The 21,348-nt window shown below is 68.2% G+C and carries 17 protein-coding genes; 8 read left to right on the plus strand and 9 right to left on the minus strand.

Going from position 1 to position 21,348, the window contains the following annotated elements; all coding sequences use genetic code 11:
• Window positions 1-136: 136 nt before the first annotated feature.
• Window positions 137-1,060 carry a LysR family transcriptional regulator gene (locus G3N62_RS05165; RefSeq protein WP_059557035.1) on the minus strand — a complete coding sequence of 308 codons (924 nt, stop codon included), beginning with the start codon at window positions 1,058-1,060 and terminating at the stop codon, window positions 137-139.
• Window positions 1,061-1,178: 118 nt separating this feature from the next.
• Between G3N62_RS05165 and G3N62_RS05170 the strand changes: the two genes are divergently transcribed.
• Genes G3N62_RS05170 through G3N62_RS05180 form a run of 3 tightly spaced genes read left to right on the plus strand, consistent with a single transcriptional unit; the run spans window position 1,179 to window position 3,434 of the window.
• A complete protein-coding gene (locus G3N62_RS05170; RefSeq protein ID WP_124669790.1) occupies window positions 1,179-2,060 on the plus strand; it encodes an intradiol ring-cleavage dioxygenase in 882 nt (293 codons plus the stop codon).
• Window positions 2,057-2,359 carry a Dabb family protein gene (locus tag G3N62_RS05175; protein ID WP_124669791.1) on the plus strand — a complete coding sequence of 101 codons (303 nt, stop codon included), beginning with the start codon at window positions 2,057-2,059 and terminating at the stop codon, window positions 2,357-2,359. Before G3N62_RS05170 ends, G3N62_RS05175 begins: the two co-directional genes overlap by 4 nt.
• A 7-nt stretch (window positions 2,360-2,366) precedes the next feature.
• Complete coding sequence (locus G3N62_RS05180; RefSeq protein ID WP_124669792.1) at window positions 2,367-3,434, plus strand: maleylacetate reductase; 1,068 nt, start codon at window positions 2,367-2,369, stop codon at window positions 3,432-3,434.
• Window positions 3,435-3,543: 109 nt separating this feature from the next.
• Here G3N62_RS05180 and G3N62_RS05185 read toward each other — a convergent pair whose 3' ends face one another.
• Together G3N62_RS05185 and G3N62_RS05190 are read right to left on the minus strand one after the other, a co-directional pair.
• Window positions 3,544-3,981 carry a nuclear transport factor 2 family protein gene (locus tag G3N62_RS05185; protein ID WP_124669793.1) on the minus strand — a complete coding sequence of 146 codons (438 nt, stop codon included), beginning with the start codon at window positions 3,979-3,981 and terminating at the stop codon, window positions 3,544-3,546.
• A gap of 47 nt (window positions 3,982-4,028) precedes the next feature.
• Window positions 4,029-6,053 (minus strand): NADPH-dependent 2,4-dienoyl-CoA reductase, encoded by a 2,025-nt coding sequence (locus G3N62_RS05190; protein WP_124669794.1) that lies wholly within the window; start codon window positions 6,051-6,053, stop codon window positions 4,029-4,031.
• 151 nt (window positions 6,054-6,204) lie between these two features.
• On the opposite strand from G3N62_RS05190, the gene G3N62_RS05195 reads away from it, so the two are divergent.
• Entirely contained in the window at window positions 6,205-6,741 is a 537-nt protein-coding gene (locus G3N62_RS05195; RefSeq protein WP_049032392.1) for a PadR family transcriptional regulator, read from the plus strand.
• 162 nt (window positions 6,742-6,903) lie between these two features.
• On the opposite strand, the gene G3N62_RS05200 is transcribed toward G3N62_RS05195, so the two are convergent.
• The 6 genes from G3N62_RS05200 to wecB form a co-directional block, all read right to left on the minus strand.
• Entirely contained in the window at window positions 6,904-7,884 is a 981-nt protein-coding gene (locus G3N62_RS05200; RefSeq protein WP_034186696.1) for an NADPH:quinone oxidoreductase family protein, read from the minus strand.
• Window positions 7,885-8,032: 148 nt separating this feature from the next.
• A complete protein-coding gene (locus G3N62_RS05205) occupies window positions 8,033-9,862 on the minus strand; it encodes an acyl-CoA dehydrogenase (protein ID WP_124669795.1) in 1,830 nt (609 codons plus the stop codon).
• Window positions 9,863-9,970: 108 nt separating this feature from the next.
• On the minus strand, window positions 9,971-10,738 hold the full coding sequence (locus tag G3N62_RS05210) for a class II aldolase/adducin family protein (protein ID WP_049029982.1): 768 nt from the start codon (window positions 10,736-10,738) through the stop codon (window positions 9,971-9,973).
• 72 nt (window positions 10,739-10,810) lie between these two features.
• Window positions 10,811-13,135 carry a xanthine dehydrogenase family protein molybdopterin-binding subunit gene (locus tag G3N62_RS05215; protein ID WP_124669796.1) on the minus strand — a complete coding sequence of 775 codons (2,325 nt, stop codon included), beginning with the start codon at window positions 13,133-13,135 and terminating at the stop codon, window positions 10,811-10,813.
• Entirely contained in the window at window positions 13,132-13,593 is a 462-nt protein-coding gene (locus tag G3N62_RS05220) for a (2Fe-2S)-binding protein (protein ID WP_034186692.1), read from the minus strand. The genes G3N62_RS05215 and G3N62_RS05220 overlap by 4 nt, the downstream gene beginning before the upstream one ends.
• A 701-nt stretch (window positions 13,594-14,294) precedes the next feature.
• Window positions 14,295-15,512 carry a UDP-N-acetylglucosamine 2-epimerase (non-hydrolyzing) gene (wecB, locus tag G3N62_RS05225; RefSeq protein WP_034186691.1) on the minus strand — a complete coding sequence of 406 codons (1,218 nt, stop codon included), beginning with the start codon at window positions 15,510-15,512 and terminating at the stop codon, window positions 14,295-14,297.
• Between the two features lie 1,193 nt (window positions 15,513-16,705).
• On the opposite strand from wecB, the gene G3N62_RS05230 reads away from it, so the two are divergent.
• The 4 genes from G3N62_RS05230 to G3N62_RS05245 are packed head-to-tail and all read left to right on the plus strand — an operon-like array spanning window position 16,706 to window position 21,058.
• Entirely contained in the window at window positions 16,706-18,250 is a 1,545-nt protein-coding gene (locus G3N62_RS05230) for a glycosyltransferase (RefSeq protein ID WP_124669797.1), read from the plus strand.
• A gap of 3 nt (window positions 18,251-18,253) precedes the next feature.
• Window positions 18,254-19,249, plus strand: coding sequence for a polymer-forming cytoskeletal protein (locus G3N62_RS05235; protein ID WP_034186690.1), 996 nt, complete (start codon window positions 18,254-18,256; stop codon window positions 19,247-19,249).
• A gap of 11 nt (window positions 19,250-19,260) precedes the next feature.
• Complete coding sequence (locus G3N62_RS05240; RefSeq protein WP_034186689.1) at window positions 19,261-20,274, plus strand: YaiO family outer membrane beta-barrel protein; 1,014 nt, start codon at window positions 19,261-19,263, stop codon at window positions 20,272-20,274.
• A 13-nt stretch (window positions 20,275-20,287) separates the two neighbouring features.
• Window positions 20,288-21,058, plus strand: a complete 771-nt coding sequence (locus G3N62_RS05245) for a hypothetical protein (protein WP_049035217.1) — start codon at window positions 20,288-20,290, stop codon at window positions 21,056-21,058.
• Window positions 21,059-21,348 lie beyond the last annotated feature (290 nt).

Raw genomic sequence — 21,348 nt, forward strand, 5'->3', positions numbered from 1 at the left:
TTGTCAGCCTTTCTGCCCTTCCCGGTGCCGTTACAGCGGGAAACTGAACCGCACCCACAGCGTGTCGCCCTGCGGCCGGTTGCGCATCGCGAACTCGCGCCGGGACTTCACGACCCCGCCCGACGCCGGGCCGCGATCAGCGGCCGACTTCCTTCCACTTGCGTGCGAGCCCGAGGCGTTCGAAACGCTCGATCAGGAACTCGGTGAACACGCGGATCTTCGCCGGCTGGTGCCGGCGGCTCTGGTACGCGATGTTGACGGTGAGCGCGGGCAGCTGCCAGTCGGTGAGCACCGGCACCAGCTTCCCCGCGACGATATCGTCGTGGATGATGTAGAGCGGCTGGATCAGGATGCCGAACCCGGCGAGCGCCGCCGCGCGGATCACCTGTCCCTCGTTCGCATCGAGCACGCTCTTGATCGTGACCGACTGCGTCTTCGCGCGATGGCGGAAATGCAGCACGTATGGATCGTTCGCGAGGTTGTAGACCAGCAGCCGATGGTCGCACAGCGCGTCGGGCGTCGCCGGCGCGCCATGCTTCGCCAGGTACCCGGGCGACGCGGCCAGCACGCGCCGCGTCTCGGCGAGCTTGCGCACGGTGATGCCCGAATCGGCTTCGTGCTCGCGCGTGCGGATCGCCACGTCGATGCCGGCCTCGATGAAATCCGGGTAACGGTTCGCCGCGACGATCTGTACGTTCAGGTTCGGGTACCGCCGGTGAAACTCCGGCAGCGCGGGCGCGATATAGATCGACGCGAACGACACCGACGCGGTCACGCGCAGCGTGCCGGCCGGATTGACGCTCGCTGCGTTGACGGCCGCATCGGCCTCCGACAGCTCCGTCAGGATCGCGACGCAACGGCGGTGGTACTCGTGCCCCGCGTCGGTCAACCACAGGCGGCGCGTGGTGCGCTCGACGAGCCGCGCGCCCAGCCGCTCCTCCAGCGCATTCAGGCAGCGGCTCGCCGCCGCGCTCGACATGCCGAGCCGTTCGGCGGCCTTCGTCAGGCTGCCCAGCTCGGCCACCTGCACGAAAAATTCGATCTGCGTCCACTTGTCCATGCGTTCGATTCTTCCACCTGTCGGAGAACAAAACTCCTCCAAACCCGCTTTTTTACGTTTCCGGGAGGAATTAATGTTACGTCAGCGCGCCATCGAACGACATCAGGAGACAACCCCTATGCGCAATCTCAACGAAGACACCATCACGCAAGCCGTGATCGCGTCGCTCGCCGGCTGTCGCGACGAGCGGCTGCGTACGGTGATGACGAGCCTCGTCCAGCACCTGCATTCGTTCGCCCGCGAAACGAAACTCACCGAGGCCGAATGGCAAGTCGCGATCGGCTTCCTGACGGCCGTCGGCCACATCACCGACGAAAAGCGCCAGGAGTTCATCCTGCTGTCCGACGTGCTCGGGTTGTCCACGCTCGTCACCGCGCAAAACCATGCGAAGCCGGCCGGCTGCACCGAGGCGACCGTGTTCGGCCCGTTCTACGTCGACGGCAGCCCCGAGTTCGCGATGTTCGACGACATCGCGAACGGCGCATGCGGCGCGCCCTGCTTCGTGTCCGGCCAGGTGCGAGGCATCGACGGCACGCCCGTCGCGAACGCGTCGCTGGAAGTCTGGCAAGCCGACGAAGACGGCCACTACGACGTGCAGCAGCCGGCCGACGACGGGTCCGTCACGCATCGCGCACGCGGCCGGCTGCGCAGCGGCGCCGACGGCCGTTACGCATTCCGCTCGATCCTCGCGGAGCCGTATCCGATTCCGCACGACGGCCCCGTCGGGGCGATGCTCGATGCGCTCGGCCGCCACCCTTGGCGCCCCGCCCACCTGCACTTCATGATCGCAGCGCGCGGCTACGAAACGCTGATCACGCACGTGTTCCGCGACGGCGACCGCTATCTCGACTCCGACGCGGTATTCGGCGTGCGCTCGACGCTCGTCGCCGACTGGGTGCGGCATGCGCCCGGGCTCGCGCCCGACGGGTCGCGAATGGACACGCCGTTCTACACGCTCGACTACGACTTCGTGCTGAATCCCGCGGAGCGGGTCGCATGATCCGGCGCGTCGTGATGCGGAACGTTGCGGGCGCAACCGACCACGAGCGCGCGACGGCGCGCGCCAGCGTCAAGACGGCTTTCGAGAGCCTGCGCGGCAGGGTTCCGGGCATGACGCACCTCGAGGTCGGCACGGACCTCGGTGCAGCCGACCACGCATGCGACCTGATTCTCGTCGCCGAATTCGAATCGCGCGAAGCGCTCGACGGCTACGCGACGCATCCCGAACACGCACGCGTATACGACGCACTGACCGGCCTGCGCACTGCGCGCCATCAGGTCGACTACGCGACGGAGTGAGCAAGGCATGAACTTCATCTATCAGGCGCGGCCGGCCCGCGTCGTCTTCGGCGCAGGCAGCCTGCACCATCTCGAACGCGAAGTACTGGAGCTCGGCGCGCAGCGCGCGATCGTGCTCTGCACGCCGGAGCAGCGCGACCTCGCGCAACGCATCGTCGACCGGCTCGGCGCACGTGCCGCCGGGCTGTACGACCGCGCGACGATGCACGTGCCGATCGAGATCGCCCGCGATGCGCAGGCGTTCGCGACATCCTGCGCCGCCGATTGCGCGATCGCGATCGGCGGCGGCTCGACGATCGGCCTGGGCAAGGCGATCGCGCTCGAAAGCTGCCTGCCGATCCTTGCGATACCGACCACGTACGCCGGCAGCGAAATGACGCCGATCTACGGCCTGACCGAAGGCGGCCTCAAGCGCACCGGCACGGATGCACGCGTGCTGCCGAAGACGGTGATCTACGATCCCGAACTCACCGTGACGCTGCCGGTCGAGCTGTCGGTGACGAGCGGCCTCAATGCGATCGCACACGCGGCGGAGGGCCTGTACGCGGACAACGCGAATCCGGTGATGGGCCTCGTCGCCGAGGAAGGCATTCGCGCGCTGGCGCGCGGCCTGCCGGGCGTGCGGCGCGATCCCGCCGATCTCGCCGCGCGCGGCGATGCCCTCTACGGCGCGTGGCTGTGCGGCATGGTGCTCGGCAACGTCGGCATGGCGCTGCACCACAAGCTCTGCCACACGCTCGGCGGCAGCTTCAACCTGCCGCACGCACCGACCCACACGGTCGTGCTGCCGCATGCGCTCGCGTACAACGCGGCGCACGCGCCCGAGGCGATGCAGCGGATCGCCCGCGCGCTCGGGACCAACGACGCCGCGCGCGGCCTCTACGCGCTGGCGCGCGACAACGGCGCGCCGGTGTCGTTGAAGGCGATCGGCATGCAGGCGGCCGATCTCGATCGCGCGGCCGACCTCGCGGCGGCCAACCCGTACTGGAACCCTCGCCCGATCGAACGCGACGGCCTGCGCGCGCTGCTGCAGGACGCCTTCGACGGCAACCTGCCCGGCTCGACCGCGTACTGAGCCGCACATGCGACAAACCCACCAACGAGCCCCGGCGAGACAACCCGCACGAATACCGAACGACGCCATGCGGCGGCGGGCAGGGACCATGCGGCAGCCACGCCTGCGCTCACCCGCCGATCTTGAACGTCGGCATCTGCTGCCCGAGCCGCGCGCCCATTTCCGCACCGAGCGCCTGCAGCGCATTGAACGGCCGGATCATCACCTCGAACTCGACGATCCGGCCGTCGTCGTCGAAGCGGATCATGTCGATTCCCTTCAGCGCCTTGTCGCCGACGCGCGCGCTGAACTCGAGCACGACGCTCCGGCCGTCGTCGCTGACGAACTGGCGGTGATACGCGAAATCTTCGAGGATCGTGATCACCGTACGCAGCGCGATCAACAGCGCAGGCGCCGGCCCGTACGGCTTGAACGCCATCGGTGAACGGAACACGGCATCCGGGTGGACGATCGCCTCCAGCGGCCCGAAGTCCTTGTTCTCGACCATCACGTGCCACGCGTCGAGCGACTTCGCGACAGCGGGATGAACCTGCGTCGTTGCATTCATCTTCGTAGACTCCTGAATCGTCGAACGGAAAGAAAAGCGAATCGGCGTCAAAGCGTCGCGGCCAGCGTCGTACCCTGGTGAATCGCGCGCTTCGCATCGAGCTCGGCGGCTTCGTGCGCGCCGCCGATCACATGAACCTTGCACCCGGCCGCCTCGAGCTGCACGGCGAGTTCGCGCAACGGCTCCTGCCCCGCGCAGATGATCACGTTGTCCACCGGCAGCGTCCGCTCGACGCCGTCGATCGTCACGTGCAGTCCCTCGTCGTCGATGCGCCGGTACGTCACCGCCGACGACATCCCGACGCCGCGCGCCTTCAGCGCCGTGCGATGAATCCAGCCGGTGGTCTTGCCGAGCCCGTCGCCAACCTTCGACGCCTTGCGCTGCAGCAAGTGGACATGACGTGCCGCCGGTTCGGGCCGCGCATGGCCGAGACCGCCCGCGTTCGCATACGTCCGGTCGACACCCCACTCGGCAAAGAACCGCGCCGCGTCGACACGTTCACCGTCGCCGCGATGCACGAGATATTCGGCGACGTCGAAGCCGATGCCGCCGGCGCCGACAATCACCACGTCGCGGCCGACGACCTTGCCGTCGCGCAACACGTCGAGATAACCGAGCACCTTCGGATGGCCGACGCCGTCGATCGGCGGCGTGCGCGGCACGATGCCGGTCGCGATCACCACTTCGTCGAATTCGCCCTGCAGCAGCATCTCGGCGGTCGCGCGCGTATTGACGTGCAGCGTCACGCCGCGCAGTTCGATCTGCCGGCGGAAATAGCGCAGCGTTTCGTTGAACTCTTCCTTGCCGGGCACCTTCTTCGCGATGTTGAACTGACCGCCGATCTCGGCGCCGGCTTCGTACAGCGTCACCGCGTGACCGCGTTCGGCCGCCGTGACCGCGAAGCCGAGGCCCGCCGGCCCGGCGCCGACCACCGCGATCCGCTTGCGCTGCCCGGCGGGTCGGATCACGAGTTCGGTTTCATGGCAGGCGCGCGGATTGACGAGGCAGGACGTGATCCTGCCGCTGAAGGTATGGTCGAGGCACGCCTGGTTGCAGCCGATGCACGTGTTGATTTCGTCCGCGCGCCCTTCCCGCGCCTTGCGAACGAATTCGGCATCGGCAAGGAACGGCCGCGCCATCGACACCATGTCGCAATAACCGTCGGCGAGCAGTTGCTCGGCCACTTCCGGCGTGTTGATCCGGTTGGTCGCGACGAGCGGGATGCCGACCTTGCCCATCAGCTGCCGCGTCACCCACGCATACGCGGCGCGCGGCACCTTGGTCGCGATGGTCGGAATGCGCGCCTCGTGCCAGCCGATGCCGGTATTGAGGATCGTCGCGCCGGCCGCCTCGATCGCCTGCGCGAGGCGGATCACCTCGTCGAGCGTCGAGCCGCCTTCGACGAGATCGAGCATCGACAGCCGGTAGATGACGATGAAGTTCGTGCCGACGCGCTCGCGCACGCGCCGCACGATCTCGACCGCGAAACGGATGCGGTTCTCGTACGCGCCGCCCCATGCGTCGTCGCGATGGTTCGTGCGCGCGGCGATGAATTCGTTGATCAGGTAACCTTCGGACCCCATGATTTCGACGCCGTCGTAGCCCGCATGCTGCGCGAGCGCCGCGCAACGCACGAAATCGGCGATCGTCTCGTCGACTTCGTCGCTGCTCAACGCATGCGGCGTGAACGGGTTGATCGGCGCCTTCAGCGCGCTGGGCGCCGCGAGCGCCGGGTGATACGCGTAGCGTCCGAAATGCAGGATCTGCAGCGCGATCTTGCCGCCCGCCGCGTGCACCGCGCGCGTCACGACACGATGGCGTTCGGCTTCCGCCTCGGTCGTCAGCATCGCGCCGCCCGGCGCCGGACGGCCGCGCTCGTTCGGTGCGAATCCGCCCGTGACGATCAGGCCGGCCTCGCCTCGCGCGCGCTCCGCGTAGAACGCCGCCATCCGCTCGAAACCGTTCGGCGCTTCCTCGAGTCCCACATGCATCGACCCCATCAGCACGCGGTTCCTGAGCGACGTGAAGCCCAGGTCGAGCGGGGTCGTCAAATGCGGATAACGGGATGTCATCGGGGCGTCTCCATTTTTATGCAACAAGTTGCACAGATGGTAGTTCACCGCATCCGTTTATGCAACATGTTGCATAAACAGGATCCCTGGCTTGTACTGTGGCCCCGATATGGCAAGATGCGATTCATTCCGCGGCCTCCTCCGATCCGACATGTCCTTGCCTCACGCCCTCCTCACCGCGCTCGCCGAACGTCCCGGTTCGGGGTCCGAGCTTGCCGACCGCTTCGATCGCTCGATCGGTTATTTCTGGCAGGCGACGCATCAGCAGATCTATCGCGAACTGGGGCGCCTCGAGGAAACGGGCTGGATCGAATCGCTGCCCGCCGAATCGGGCCGTGGCCGCAAGCGTGCCTATCGGATCCTGCCGGCCGGCAAGAAGGAACTGCGACGCTGGATCGCCGAACAGGAAGATCCGACGCCGCTGCGCGAAGCGTTGATGGTGCGCCTGCGTGCGGAAGCGGTGCTCGGCCCGTCGGGCCTCGAGGACGAAATCCGGCGGCGGATCGCGCTTCACCAGGAGAAGCTCGACCTGTACCTGAAGATCGAGGCGCGCGATTTTCCGGAAGGCGCCGACTCGCGCGCGAAACGCTTGCAGCATCTGGTGCTGCAGGCCGGCATCGCGAACGAGCGGTTCTGGGTCGAGTTTTCGCAGGACGCGCTCGACACGCTGCGCTTGCCGAAGGATTGATCCGCTGACGGAACATGGGCGGCGTTCGTCTCGGCGCCGATCGGCATCGCGCTCGCGCAGCGCTTGCGCGGTAACGATGAGCCTGCCGCGGTTCACGCGGCCCCGCTGCCGCAGGCAATCGGCCGCGCGGCCGACGTTGAATCACCGCGCGGCGAATCAGGATCACGCGCCGGGCAGGATCACCACCTTGCCCTTCACCTGCCGGTTCGCCATCCGTGCGATCGCGTCGGCCGCGCCGGCCAGCGACACGCGCTCGGTGATCGCCGGCCGCACCTTGCCGGCCGCGAACCATTCGGCCAGCAGCCGCATGTTCGCGACATGCTGCGCCGGGTCGCGGCGCACCGCATCGCCCCAGAACACGCCGAGAATGTCACGCTCCTTGAGCAGCGCGAGGTTCAGCGCGATCTTCGGAATCTCGCCGGCCGCGAAGCCGACCACGAGGAACCGGCCGCGCCAGGCGGTCGCGCGCAGCGCCGCTTCGCTGTACGCGCCGCCCACCGGATCGTAGACGACGTCGGCACCGCGCCCGCCGGTCAATGCGTCGACGCGCCGACGCAGGTCTTCGGTCGCATAGTCGATCGTCTCGTCGGCCCCCGCTTCACGGCACAACGCGAGCTTGTCCGCGCTCGACGCCGCCGCGATCACGCGCGCGCCGAGCGCCTTCGCGATCTCGATCGCCGCGAGCCCGACCCCGCCCGCCGCGCCCAGCACGAGCAGCGTCTCGCCTGCCTGGAGCCGCGCGCGCTGCTGCAACGCGTGCAGCGACGTGCCGTAGGCGAGCACGAGCGCCGCCCCCTGCTCGAACGCCATGCCCGGCGGCAGCGCGGCGATCTGGTGCACGTCGGCCACGCACTGCTCCGCGAACCCGCCATGCCCGGTGAACGCCACCACCGAATCGCCCGGCCGATACGCGCTCACGCCGTCGCCGACCGCGTCGATCACGCCGGCAAACTCGGCGCCCGGCGAGAACGGCAGCGCCGGCTTCACCTGATACAAGCCCTGGACGATCAACGCGTCGGGAAAATTGAGCGACGCCGCCTTCACCTGGATCCGCACCTGGCCGGCGGCCGGTTCGGGAATCGCGACGTCCTCGATACGCAAACTGTCGATCGGGCCGAATGCGGTACACAACAGGGCTTTCATGCGCTTCTCACTCCTTGCGCGGCGCGGCCGCGCATCGGTACGGTCGGCGGAATGCTCCCGCCCGGCCGGCTTGCGACGAACCGGCGACGGCCGGCAGCACCCGCCCCCGCGATATCGTCCGCATGCCGGAATGTCGGTGACGCAACGTTCAGAACCACGTGTCCCGCATGTCGAGCGTCGTCGTGTCGACGCTCGACAGCAGATCGAGCTGCGCATCCACCTTCGGCAACTCCCAGCGGAAAAAGTATCGGGCCGCCGCACGCTTGCCGTCGTGGAAATCGCCGTCGTGCCCGTGCGCGGCAAGCGTCACGTCGAGCCACAGCCATGCGACGACGAGGTGGCCGAACGCTTCGAGATAGACGCTCGCGTTCGCCAGCCGTGTCCGCGGATCGCCGATCGCGCCGAGCTGCCGCGTGACGTCGCACAGTCGCGTCCAGCGCCGCGCCAGCGCATCGGCCTGCTCGCGCGTGCCGGCATCCAGCGCTCGCGCGCGCTCGACCGTCGCGCCGATCCGCGCATCGAGCGCATGCAGCAGCGCGCCGTCGTCCTGCGCGACCTTGCGGCCCAGCAGGTCGAGCGCCTGGATCCCGTGCGTGCCTTCGTGAATCGGATTCAGCCGGTTGTCCCGGTAGAGCCGCTCGACCGCGTAGTCGCGCGTGTAGCCGTAGCCGCCGTGCACCTGGATCGCGAGGTCGTTCGCGGCGAGACACCACTGCGACGGCCAGCTTTTCGCGATCGGCGTGAGGATGTCGAGCAGGCCCGCGGCCTGGGCGCGCGCGTCCGCGTCGCCGTGCGCGCGTGCTTCATCGACCAGCTTCGCGCAGTACAGGATCAGCGCGAGACCGCCTTCGACATAGGCCTTCTGCGCGAGCAGCATGCGCCGCACGTCCGGATGCTCGACGATTGGCGCCTGCGGCGCGACCGCGTCCTTGCCGGCCGGCCCGAGCGGACGCCCCTGCGGCCGGTTGCGCGCATAGTCGAGCGCGCGCAGATAACCGGTATAGCCGAGCGCCACCGCACCCGCGCCGACGCCGATGCGCGCCTCGTTCATCATGTGGAACATGTAGGCGAGGCCATGGTTCGGCTTGCCGACCAGGTAGCCGATCGCGCCCGCACGCCCTTCCGGACGATAGCGCGTGCCTTCGCCGAAATTCAGCAGGCAGTTGGTCGTGCCGCGATAGCCCATCTTGTGGTTCAGCCCGGCGAGCACGACGTCGTTGTGCTCGCCCCGCGCACGGCCGTCGGCGCCCGGCAGGTACTTCGGCACGATGAACAGCGAGATGCCGCGCGTGCCGGGCTGCAGCCGGCCGTGTTCGTCGGGAATCTTCGCGAGCACGAGGTGCACGATGTTCTCCGCCAGCTCGTGTTCGCCGCCGGAGATCCACATCTTGTTGCCGGTCAGCCGGTAGCGCGGGCCGAGCGGCGAGTCGCCCTCGAAATCCGCCCGCGTCGCGATGTCGGACAACGACGAGCCGGCTTGCGGTTCGGACAGGCACATCGTGCCGAGGAAGCGCCCTTCCAGTTCCGGGCGCGCGAACGCGTCGATCTGCGCGGGGCTGCCGTGCGCGACGAGCAGGTTCGCGTTGGCGACGGTCAGGAACGGATAGGCGGCCGTCGCGATGTTCGCGGCCTGGAAGAACAGGAACGATGCGGCTTCGACCAGCTTCGGCAACCGCATGCCGCCGAGCGCGTCGTCATGCCCCGCGGCGATCAGCCCGGCGTCCGCGAACGCGCGCACGGCCGGCTCGACCTCGGGGATCAGCGTCACGCGCTCGCCGTCGAACTGCGGTTCCTCGCGATCGCCGCGCGCCGCATGCGGCGCGAACAGGTTCTCTGCGATCCGCTCGCTGGTGTCGAGCACCGCGTCGAAGGTCTCGCGACTGTGCTCCGCGAAGCGCGGCAGCGCGGCGAGCGCTTCGGCGTCGAGCCAGTCGTACAGCAGGAACGCGAGATCGCGTCGCGACATCAACAGGCTCATCGTGCTGCCTCCCGGGCGCCGGCTTCGTCAGCCGAATGAAGGGTTCGTGACCGCAAGTTGCTGGCAGGAATTTAGCACGATCGTTCGCAAACGACAACGACGGGCGAGCTAGTCCGCGTACCCGGGATTAAGTCGATCGAGCCGGCGCAGCAATCCCGGCCAGACGAGCGCCCCGGCGCCCATCCCGCGCGTGACCGCGGCGATCTGCTGCCTGATACCGTCGAGAATCGGTTGCGCGATCGGCCGCAGCGCCGCGCCGCCGGCCTGCGCGCGGACCTGGATCATGCACGCGGCCTCGAAGAAGTACATCGCGACGAACGCGTCGGCCGGCGTCGCGCCGACCGTCAAGAGCCCATGATTGCGCAGCATCAGGTTCGTGTTGCCGCCGAGGTCCCGCACAAGGCGCGCCTTCTCGCCCTCGTCGAGCGCAATGCCTTCGTAATCGTGATACCCGAGCGACGCCAGCACGCCGAGCGACTGCTGCGACAGCGGCAGCAAGCCGGCTTCCTGCGCCGATACGGCGACACCGTTGATCGAGTGCGTGTGCATCACGCACAGCGCGTCGTCACGGGCCGCATGCACCGCGCTGTGAATCGTGAAGCCGGCCGGGTTGATCTCGTACGGCGATTCGGACACCTTGCGACCGTCGAGATCGATCTTGACCAGCGACGACGCCGTGATCTCGTCGAACATCATCCCGTACGGGTTGATCAGGACATGATGTTCCGGGCCGGGCACACGCGCCGAGATATGGGTGAACACGAGATCGTCCCAGCCGAACAGCGCGGTCAGGCGATAGGCCGCCGCCAGGTTGACTCGCGCATCCCATTCGGCGGGAGAAACCGCCTGCTGCACACTGACATCGGATGAGGCCACGTCACACTCCTTGTTCAAGGATCGATGCGAACCGGGCCGCGCGAAGCGGCCCGGCGTCGGAGGAATTGTGCGTCAACCCGCCTGCGGCTTCGCGAGCTGATCGGCAATCGGCAGGCTGCGGATGCGCATGCCGGTCGCCGCGAAGATCGCGTTGGTCAGCGCCGGTGCGACGGGCGGCAGGCCCGGCTCGCCGACGCCGCCGAGCGGTGCCGTGAAGTCGTCCGGGGCGACGAGATGCACGCGGATCTCGCGCGGCGCCTCGTTCATTCTCAGCACCTGGAAGCCGTTGAAGTTGCTCTGTTCCGGATGGCCGTCCTTGAACGTGATCTCGCCATGCAGCGCGATGCCGAGCCCCATCACCACCGCCCCCTCGAGCTGCGAGCGCACGCGCTCCGGATTGACCTGAGGCCCGCAGTCGATCGCGATGTCGACGCGCGGCACCGTGATCCTGCCGTCCGCGCCGACCTGCACCTCGCAGACCGCCGCCGTGTACGACACGAAACTGCGATGCGCGGCGATCCCGAGCCCGTGCCCCTTCGGCAGCTTGCGCCCCCAGCCGGCTTCGCGCGCGACCGTCTCGACCACGCGCCGCAGCCGCCCCGTATCGACCGGGTACAGCGCGGGATCCTCGCCGTAGTTCACGTTCTTCACCGTGATGTGCGGCTCGAAGCGCCGCGCGGGCCCGATCAGCGCGAGCAGGAAATCCTTCGGGTCGCGGCCGGCCGCGTGCGCGAGCTCCGACACGAAGCTCTGGATGCCGAACGCATGCGGGATGTTGTAGACCGAGCGAAACCAGCCGATCCGCGTGTGCCCTTCGGCAGCCGGATTCTCGATCCGCACGTTCGGGATCGCGAACGGCAGGTCCGCGATCCCCTGAGCCAGTTCGCCCGGCTGCTCGTGCACGATGTCCGGCTTGAAGGTCGACTGGATCGACGGCGCGACCGTGCGATGCTGCCACGCGACCACCTTCCCCGACGCGTCGATCCCGCCGTCGAACGCTTCGAGCGACACCGCGTGGAAATAGTCGTGCGCGATGTCGTCCTCGCGCGTGAACGTCAGCTTCACGGGCGCGCCGACCGCCTTCGACAGCAGCGCGGCTTCCACCACGTAATCGGGTTTCGACTTGCGGCCGAATCCGCCGCCGAGCAGCGTCACGTTGACCGTCACGCGCTCGGTCGGCAACGCAAGCGCCTTCGCGACCTCGTCGCGGGTGGTCTGCGGCGCCTGCGTGCAGGTCCACACCTCGCAGCGGCCGTCGGCCACGCACGCGACGGCCGCGGGCGGCTCCATCGTCGCGTGGGCGAGATGCGGGATGTAGTACGTCGCACGGACGCGTTTCGCGGCGCCGGCGAGCGCCGCGGCCGCATCGCCGTCGTTGCGGATCACGTCGCCCGGCTGCGCGGCGGCCGCCTCGAGCGCCTTGCGATAGTCGGCCGAGTCGTAGCCCGCGTGGGGCCCGCGCTTCCAGTCGATCTTCAGTTGCGCGCGCGCCTGGATGGCCGTCCACGTGTCGCGTGCGACGACGGCCACGCCGCCGAGCGGCTGGAAGCCGGACGGCAGCGGCGCCGACGCAAGCTGCACGACCTTGACGACGCCCGGCAGTTTCTCGGCCGCCGACGCATCGAATGACGCGACCGTGTCGCCGTAGGCCGGCGGCCGCGCAACGACCGCATACAGCATGCCGTCGAGCCGCGTGTCGATCCCATAGTGCGCACGGCCGCCGACGATGTCGCGCCCGTCGATCAGCGCGGTCTTGCCCTTGCCGATATAGCGGAATTCGGCCGGTGCCTTCAACGCGAGCGTCTTCGTGTCGGGCACCGGCAACGCGGCCGCTTTCGCGGCGAGTTCGCCGAAACCGAGCTTGCGCCCGCCCTTCGTGTCGACGACCTCGTGCACCGATGCCTTGACCTGGCCCACCTCGACGCCCCACTCGGTCGCGGCCGCCTGCTCGAGCATCGTGCGCGCGGCGGCCCCTGCCCGACGCAGCGCGGCGAAACTCTGGCGCAGGCTGCGCGAGCCGTCGGTGTTCTGGTTGCCGTAGCGCGGCTCGTCGCCGACGGCCTGCGCGACCTTCACGCGCGCCCAGTCGGCACCCAGCTCGTCGGCGACCACGAGCGCGACGCTCGTGCGCACGCCCTGTCCCATCTCGGAGCGGATGCAGGTGACGGTCACGGTGCCGTCCGGGGCGATCGCGACGAACAGGTGCGGATCGTCGCGCAGCCCGTGCGGCATCCCGGCGCCGCCGTATTGCGGGTTCGTGCTGACGGGCGGCTGCACCGGTGCCGCGGCCTGCGCGAGCGACGGCACGCCGAACGCGAGCAGCAGCCCGCCGGACGCGAAGCCCAGCAGCAGCGCGCGGCGGCTTTCGTTGTGGACGGAGAGTTCGGGCGCGCTCATGCGGCACCTCCGCGGCGCACGGCCAGGCGGATCGCCGCGCGAATGCGCGTGTAGGTGCCGCAGCGGCAGATGTTGCCGGACATCGCATCGTCGATGTCGGCATCGGTCGGATGGGGATTCGTCTTCAGCAGCGATGCGGCCTGCATGATCTGCCCGGACTGGCAGTAGCCGCATTGCGCGACGTTCAGTTCCTGCCATGCCTGCTGCAGCGGGTGGGTCAGGTCGGTCGACAGTCCCTCGATCGTCGTCACGCGCTTGCCGGAAGCCGCCGCAACGGGCGTGATGCACGACCGGATCGCGACGCCGTCGAGATGAACGGTACACGCGCCGCACAGCGCCATCCCGCAGCCGAACTTGGTGCCGGTGTGGCCGAGCACGTCGCGCAGATACCAGAGCAACGGCATGTCGGGATTGCCGTCGAAGTGTTGCTCGCTACCGTTGACGGTCAGCGTGATCATCGTTCACCTCCTGGTCGAGGCGCCCGCGTCGCACCACGGGTGCCGTGTGGGGATTCGAACGGTGCCGGCCCGGCACCGCCTGGCGGACTGCTTCGCCGGAAGCACCAGCGGCCGACGGGCTATCGGTGCCGATGACGACCGGGTGTTCGACTCCGAGCGAAAGCGGGCGCCCGCGGGTCCCGATTCTGCCCCATGCAAACCGTCACTCAGGCGACGCGACCCTGTCGGGGCTGCCAGAAACGGTGCCCGGGATCGCCGCTGCCCCCGCGCGCGACGTCCGGCCCGGAGGGCTTCGACATGCCCGGGCAGGCGGATTCGTATGGGGATTGAGCCGCGCTCCAACTTTAACCGATGTGCGGCAGCTTCGCGCCGCCGGGCGCTTTCCAGCCGACCGGGTCGAGACCGAACTCGTGCCGCATGGGTTGCGACGGATGACCGGGGATCGGATGCATCGGATCCCCGCATCTGAAACCGGGAGTTTGCCGTGCATTCCGGCCGATGCGGGGCGGGTATCCGCGGAAGTATCCATGCGCGGCGCCGCACCGAGAACGGAGCAGTCCGCTAAGACAGTCTTGAAGAACGCGGCGGGAAAATTCGTTCGGGGTCGCGCAAATGCGAGGATCCGGCCGGCCTGGCGGCCGAACCGGATTCTCGCGCGACGGCAACGAACGGTACGGAAGTACGCTATCGCGCGATCCGGCTCACGGCGAGCGCAACGCCTGCAAGCCCAGCGTGAGCGCGTTGAACGGCATCTCCGTTGCCCCCATCGAAAAACTCGTCGTTTTCGTGGTCACGCCCGGCGTGCGCATCAGCGCGTGAACGATCCGCTCGCTCGCATGGCCGTCGCCATACGGATTGCTCGCGCGCGACATTTCCTCGTAGGCGCTTTCGCTGTCGAACAGGCGCGACGCCTCCCACACGATCCGCTCCTGGTCCGTACCGACGAGCCGTGCGGTGCCGGCCTGGATCGCCTCGGGCCGCTCGGTCGTCTCGCGCGTGACGAGCACCGGCTTGCCGAGCGCCGGCCCTTCTTCCTGAATGCCGCCCGAATCGGTAATGATGAAATGCGCGCGGGACATCAGGAATACGAACGACAGGTATTCCTGCGGTTCGATCAGGTAGATGTTCGGCACGCCGCCGAGCCGCGCTCGCGCCGGCTCCCGCACGTTCGGATTCATGTGCAGCGGATAGACGAACTGCGCGTCGCGATAGCGGCCCGCGAGCGTACAGAGCGCCTCGCAAAAATGCTGGAACGGTTCGCCGAAACTCTCGCGGCGATGCCCCGTGATCAGCACGACGCGCCGCGACGGTTCGAGAAACGGAAAATACGCGGCGACCTTGTCAGACAACGCAGAGGTGCGGTCCAGCATGCGTTTGACCTCGTGCAACGCATCGATCACGGTATTGCCGGTCAGCGAGACGCCGCTGCCCGGCACGCCCTCGCTGAGCAGGTTGTCGCGCGCCTGCCCGGTCGGCGCGAAATGCCACGACGACACCGCATCGGTCACGCGGCGATTCAGCTCCTCCGGCCACGGCGACCAGATGTCGCCGCTGCGCAGCCCGGCCTCCACGTGCCCGACCGGCAGATAGCGGTAGAACGCCGCCAGGCTGACCGCCAGCGTGGTCGTCGTATCGCCGTGCACCAGCACGACGTCCGGACGCAGGTCGTCGAAGACCATGCCGATCGCCTGAAGAATGCCGGTCGTCACGTCGGTCAGCGTCTGGCTTTGCCGCATCAGGTTGAGATCGTAGTCGGGCTTGATGTCGAACAGCGTCAGCACCTGGTCGAGCATTTCCCGATGCTGCGCGGTCACGCATACCCGGGCGTCGACCTCCGCTTGCGCCTTCAGCGCACGCACCAGCGGCGCCATCTTGATGGCCTCCGGCCGAGTCCCGAACACAAGCAAGATCTTCTTCATCGTTATCCTCGTTTAGCCACTTCGCGCGGATGATCCTGCACGTGGCGCGAAGCATGTATTCAGGCGGCACTGCCCATACTCGCGCGGTCGGCACGTAACCGTGCTGCGAGGCAGGCGCGCCGTCCTGTCCGCGCGGTCCCGGCCACGCGAATCGTCGTACTACCGGCGTCCCGTTGCACTGATCAGTCACGTCATGAGTCGTTCCTCGCTGTGTCGAGCGTCACGTCGGTCCGTCACGTCGCTTCCACACCAGCAATATTCAAACCAGCCGCCCCCGCAGCCGCAGCCGGCTCGCGCGACGCACACCGCACATGCGCGGTGCGTTACGGAATGTTTCACAACTGCTACGGGCGTCTCATCGACGAGCCGGCACGACAACGATAAACAGCCGGCCGATCGCGCGATCCGTCTGACGACGTCGTCCGATGAATCGAGAACGCAGGTCGGACGCCCGTCACGCATCGCACCGCGTGCATCTTTCGAAGCGCGTTGCGTCGTCTCGATTCGGCACTTTTGTCTGTGCAGCGCGCGGCGCGCACGCGACCTCCGGCCACGACCATGTGCGCGCGAATTCCCCGACACGCGGCGCGGCTTGCGTCGCACGAATGCATGCGCGGGAAATGTTGCGAATGTGTAACGCAGAGCCGATCGGGAAGATACATCGGAGTCCGGTCTATTCCGCGCGCACGACGGCGGCAACCGTTTCGTCCATCGGGGCAACGCGCGCGCGGCGAGCGACACGCCGCTGCACGTCTCGCAAGGCCACATCGAACAAGGCGGCGACGACTCGTTAGACAAACCGCCCGCCGTGCGAGGTCGGCGAGATGTGTCGCAGGCTGCGTGGCGTCGCATGTCGCGCGACGGCGCTGATTCGTCAGTGAATCAAAACACGTCGCCACGCGCCCGACCCTACGCGCGCCTCGCGCCCGCCTCCTTGCTGCACGGGGCATCGCGGCCCATGGCTCACGCCTTGCTTAATGTCAGACAGGTGCGTCCCGAAGCACTCGCACGGCAGCAGCAGACGGACGGGGACGCCAAAGCAACGAAGCCGGGAAGCGACGCGACGCGTGCGCGGGGGCGAACGACATCCGCCCCGCGCGACGAACGTGCGGCCGCGTCCCATTGACATCCGCGCGATCCACGGGCGCCTTCCGCTCTCATCGGTCGTCGTCGCGGACACCGGGGACCAGGACATGAATAATCCGCGGATGGCGTCACTCTGCGAGCAAGGCGTTCTGCTGCTGATCGTGCTTGCCTTTTCGCTGAGCGTGCGCGACACCGCATCGCAGGCGATCGCCGAGCCGGCGCGGATCATCCTGCCTGCCGCAAACGCCGCGGTCGCGGTTGAACGCGCGGCCCTCGACGGCGCGCGGTTCGCGATCGCCGCGCAGGCTTCGCCCGATGCGAACGCGTCGCTCGAGCCGCCGCCGGCCAGCGCGCCGGGTATCACGCTCGACCCCGACCTGCTGCTGATGCCCTGCGTCGCGTACCTGTGGCTGTTCACGGTGTTGACGTGCATCTACGCCGGACGGCATTACGTGTTCAGCCTCGACCGCCTGTTCAAGCCGCAATGCGCGCCCTACCGGACGATTACCCACGGCGACTGGCCGAGGCTCACGGTGTTCGTCGCCGCCCACAACGAGGAAGCCGTCGTCGTCGATTGCCTGATGGCACTGCTGGCGACGACCTACCCGCGCGACAGGCTGACGATCATTCCGGTCAACGACCGCTCGACCGACAACACCCGTGCGCTGATCGACGAGGTCCGGGCGCTCGCGCCCGACCTCATCCAGCCGTTTCACCGCGAGACCGGCAAACCGGGCAAGGCGGCCGCGCTGAAGGATGCGCTGCGCTACATTCGCGGCGACATCATGGTGGTGTTCGACGCCGACTACCTGCCGCGCCCGGGGCTGCTGAAGGAACTCGTCGCGCCGTTCTTCGATCCGGAAGTCGGCGCGGTGATGGGCCGCGTCGTGCCGCAGAACGCCGACAGCAACCTGCTCGCGCGGCTGCTCGACCTCGAGCGCGCGGGCGGCTACCAGGTCAACCAGCAAGCCCGCAACAACCTCAACCTGGTGCCGCAGTACGGCGGCACGGTCGGCGGCATCCGCAAGGGCGCGCTCGACGCGGTGGGCGGCTGGCGCGACGACACGCTGGCCGAGGACACCGACATGACCTATCGCCTGCTGCTGAGCGACTGGCGCACGGTCTACCTGAATCACGCCGAATGCTATGAGGAAGTGCCGGAACGCTGGGCCGTGCGTGCCCGGCAGTTGACGCGCTGGGCGAAAGGCCACAACCAGACGCTGCTGCGCTATCTGGTTCCGGTACTGCGCAACCCGCTGATCTCGCGGCGCTGCCGGCTGGACGGCGCGTTGCTGCTCGGCGTGTTCGTGATGCCCGCGCTGCTCGCGGTCGCATGGATCGCCGCGCTCACGCTCTACCTGTTCAACGGGGTCAACTCGACGGCGCTCGGCCTGATCGTGTCGCTGTTCGCGCTGTTCTCGTTCAGCACCTTCGGCAACTTCGGCGTGTTCTTCGAGATCGTCGTCGCCGCCCGGCTCGACGGCCGCGCGACGCGGCTGCGGCTCGTACCGGTCAACGTCGTCGGCTTCTGCGTGACGATCGCGGCCGTCGTCTCCGCGTTGTGGGGACTCACGCTCGACGCCGCATTCCGTCGCGAACTGAAGTGGGACAAGACCGAGCGCTTTCGCCGGCAACTGAAACCGGAGCGATGATCGATGACGACCTTCAATGTGTTGGTGCCGGTGGCCGGCGTGCTCAGCCTGCCGTTCCTGCCGATGCTGCATGAGTTGATCCGGCGCAGCGACGTCGCGGCGCTGCCGATCGGCGACGGTCCGTTCGTCGATCAGGCGTTGCTCGCCACGCAATGGCACGACGCGCTGCGCGCGCACGCGGCCGGCGAACCGGCGGCCGATCCGTCCGCCGCACCGCCCTGGCAAGCGCTTGGACTGGCCGTGCAGCACGCCGGCACGATCCACGTCGCGCACGACGAGCATCGCGACGACGTGCTCCATGCCGATCATGCGATCACGCTCGACGGCGGCGCCCGCGCGGCGTACGCGTTCGCCGGCGAACGCATCGACATTCGCGCCGGCGCGACCATCGGCGCGCTTGCGCACGCGCCGCGGATCGACGTCGACGGCGCGGTGCTGCGTGGCGTCGTGGTCGGCGGCACGGTACACCTGCGCGGCGCCGGCGGCTTCGCGTGCCTGTACGGCGAGCCGATCGTCTTCGGCGCGGCACCGAGCGCGCGACCGGTCGGCACGCCAGCCGCGCCGCGCCGCGCGATCTCGCTCGCCCGCCACTTCGCATCGCTCCCGCATCGCTTCCTGCACGGCCGCTACCTGGTGCATTGCGACGTTCGCCTGCCCGCGCACACGGTCGTGCAAGGCAACCTCATCGTCGACGGCACGCTCGTGCTCGGCGAAGGCTGCGTGCTGCGCGGCAGCGTCAAGGCGCATCGCGTCGAACTCGAACGTCATGCGTTGCTGCACGGCGCCGTGTTCGCGCGCGACGACGTGCTGCTCGCGAATGCGAGCTGCATCGACGGGATCGTGTCGGCCGGCGGCCTGCTGCGGCTGACCGGTGCACGCATCGGTGTCGCCGGCCACCCTGTCAGCGCATGTGCGCGCGATGTCTCGGTCGTCGGTCATGCCTGCGTGCATGGCGACCTCGTCGCGTGGCGCAGCGGCTGGTTCCATGCATCCCGTTAAGGAGCGCCTTCATGTCCGATCGCCCTTGCCATCGCGGTCCGCGCGTGCCGGTTGCCACCCTCGCGGTGCTGTGCGGCGTCGCCTTCGGTACGCCACCGGCGCTCGCGGCACTGCCGGACGATGCCGCCGCCGCGCCGCCCGCGCCGTCGCCCGACGTCCCGACCGTCATCACGCCGCGGCCGCGCGACGAATCCACGTTCGTCCGCGTCAGCGCCGACGGCCTGCCGGACGGCGTGCCGCTCGCCGAGTTCACGCCTGACGATACGAACCGGCCGGCCCTGCCCGACGCAATCGTCACACATGTCCAGGCGCCGCAAGAATCGCATACCGAACTGTCGCTCGGCTATTCGAGCGCACACCTGACGCACGGCTACGGCGACTGGTACGGCGTGCATCTGCGTGGCGTCTATCAGGATGGCGGGCGCACCGTGCTCGGCGAACTCGCGCAACTGCACCGCTTCGGCGAGAACACGCAGCTCGGCGCCCTGACCTACGTGCAGGATCTCGGCCCCGACTGGTTCGGCGGCATCGGCTTCGCGGGCACCACGTCGGGGACGATCCTGCCGAGCGCACGCGTCGACCTGTCGATCAATCGCAAGCTATTGTCGGATCGTTCGCTGGTCGTGTCGCTGGGCGCCGGCTACGCATGGAACCGCAGCGGCCATCGCGACCAGCTCTATCACGCCGGCGTGATCTGGTACGCCCTGCCGAAGTGGATCTTCGAGGCAGGCACGAACTACACCGTCGATTCGCCCGGATCGGTAAAGGCGCCGGCCTATTATGGCGCCGTCACCTACGGCGAAGTCGGCAAGAGCGTGATCGTGCTGCGCGGCGGGTTCGGGCGCGAGGCCTACCAGGTCACGGGCTCCGGCTCGCAGATCGCCGATTTCCGCAGCCACGAGATCGACGCGAAATGGCGTTACTGGTTCACGCGCAAGTGGGGCACGCAGCTCGAATTCAATTATTACCACAACCCTTACTACTCGCGGATCGGCGGCGAGCTCAGCGTGTTTTATCGCTGGTAGCCGGGCGGGCGCCATGCAGACGCACCCCGTCCGCCCTCCCGCCGACCGTTCGCTGCGGATTCACGCCCATCCGCAGCGCTGGCTGCTGTCGATCGCCCTGCTGACGCCCTCGCTGTATGCGTTGCTGTGGGTCGGCTTGCCGCTCGCCTGGCGCTACTGGCGCGCGGTGATGGTGTGGGGTGCGCACCAGATCGATCCGGCGCTCCACGTGATCGTGCTCGGCTATCCGCCCGATGCGCCGCGCGTACCGCTGCTGTCGATCGACGTCGCCGCGCGCATGCCGGGCGGCGTGCTGCTGGCCGCCACCGCGGCGCTCTGCGCGATCGGCTTCGCCGCATCCTTCATACGGCACAGGAACTGGCTGCCTGTTGCATATCTGTTACGTATCGCGAGCTTCACCCAGTTGCTGATTTGCGTGTACTTCTGGCTCGCGCCCGGCACGTTTCCGTATGGCCCGTTGCTGCATCTGCGCGACATGTTCGTGCTGCACGGCGCGGCGATCGCGATGATCCCGCTGGTGATGGCGGCGCTGTACTACCCGCTCGATTTCTCGCTGCCACAGAAGGCCGTCGCGTCGATGCTGGTGCTCGGCTACTTCATCGTCGCGCTGCCGTTCGTGATGCTGCTGCACGCGACGATCATTCATCACGGCTCGCTGCTGTTCCTGCCGTTCTGCTATTTCCTGCTTGGCGGACCGCTGCTGATCGGCCTGCTGGTCACGCTCTACACCTACTGCGCAAGCTGGCCCGGCGCGCTGACGAACGGCTCCGATTCCGTCTGCTGATTTCGCCCGCTAATGCGCCGTATCAGCGATGAAACGAATCCATTGCGTTTGCTCCCGTGCCGCACGGTCCATGTCACATGAAGCCAGCAGGACCGGGCCTCCGGGGCGAATGGCACGTTGTTCGCTTCGTTCGATACGTCGCATCGAGTCCTCTCGTCGACGACGACAGCGCGGCATACCGACGTATCTCGTCGGTCCGGCTGCCGTCGACAGGTGCCGCTCGATATCCGACGCACCGGACAGCCGCACACACCTACGGGGCAGGATTGGTCGACCTGGCGGCACGCGCA

The organism is Burkholderia sp. Tr-20355, from assembly GCF_017104685.1.
GTDB lineage: Bacteria > Pseudomonadota > Gammaproteobacteria > Burkholderiales > Burkholderiaceae > Burkholderia > Burkholderia seminalis.

Excerpts from the sequence above, each read along its gene's own strand:
- G3N62_RS05170 (WP_124669790.1), top strand. The coding sequence starts at position 1,179 with ATGCGCAATCTCAACGAAGACACCATCACGCAAGCCGTGATCGCGTCG.
- G3N62_RS05165 (WP_059557035.1), bottom strand. The coding sequence starts at position 1,060 with ATGGACAAGTGGACGCAGATCGAATTTTTCGTGCAGGTGGCCGAGCTG.
- G3N62_RS05220 (WP_034186692.1), bottom strand. The coding sequence starts at position 13,593 with ATGATCACGCTGACCGTCAACGGTAGCGAGCAACACTTCGACGGCAAT.
- G3N62_RS05190 (WP_124669794.1), bottom strand. The coding sequence starts at position 6,053 with ATGACATCCCGTTATCCGCATTTGACGACCCCGCTCGACCTGGGCTTC.
- wecB (WP_034186691.1), bottom strand. The coding sequence starts at position 15,512 with ATGAAGAAGATCTTGCTTGTGTTCGGGACTCGGCCGGAGGCCATCAAG.
- G3N62_RS05215 (WP_124669796.1), bottom strand. The coding sequence starts at position 13,135 with ATGAGCGCGCCCGAACTCTCCGTCCACAACGAAAGCCGCCGCGCGCTG.
- G3N62_RS05200 (WP_034186696.1), bottom strand. The coding sequence starts at position 7,884 with ATGAAAGCCCTGTTGTGTACCGCATTCGGCCCGATCGACAGTTTGCGT.
- G3N62_RS05245 (WP_049035217.1), top strand. The coding sequence starts at position 20,288 with ATGCAGACGCACCCCGTCCGCCCTCCCGCCGACCGTTCGCTGCGGATT.
- G3N62_RS05195 (WP_049032392.1), top strand. The coding sequence starts at position 6,205 with ATGTCCTTGCCTCACGCCCTCCTCACCGCGCTCGCCGAACGTCCCGGT.
- G3N62_RS05230 (WP_124669797.1), top strand. The coding sequence starts at position 16,706 with ATGAATAATCCGCGGATGGCGTCACTCTGCGAGCAAGGCGTTCTGCTG.
- G3N62_RS05180 (WP_124669792.1), top strand. The coding sequence starts at position 2,367 with ATGAACTTCATCTATCAGGCGCGGCCGGCCCGCGTCGTCTTCGGCGCA.
- G3N62_RS05240 (WP_034186689.1), top strand. The coding sequence starts at position 19,261 with ATGTCCGATCGCCCTTGCCATCGCGGTCCGCGCGTGCCGGTTGCCACC.
- G3N62_RS05185 (WP_124669793.1), bottom strand. The coding sequence starts at position 3,981 with ATGAATGCAACGACGCAGGTTCATCCCGCTGTCGCGAAGTCGCTCGAC.
- G3N62_RS05235 (WP_034186690.1), top strand. The coding sequence starts at position 18,254 with ATGACGACCTTCAATGTGTTGGTGCCGGTGGCCGGCGTGCTCAGCCTG.
- G3N62_RS05205 (WP_124669795.1), bottom strand. The coding sequence starts at position 9,862 with ATGAGCCTGTTGATGTCGCGACGCGATCTCGCGTTCCTGCTGTACGAC.
- G3N62_RS05175 (WP_124669791.1), top strand. The coding sequence starts at position 2,057 with ATGATCCGGCGCGTCGTGATGCGGAACGTTGCGGGCGCAACCGACCAC.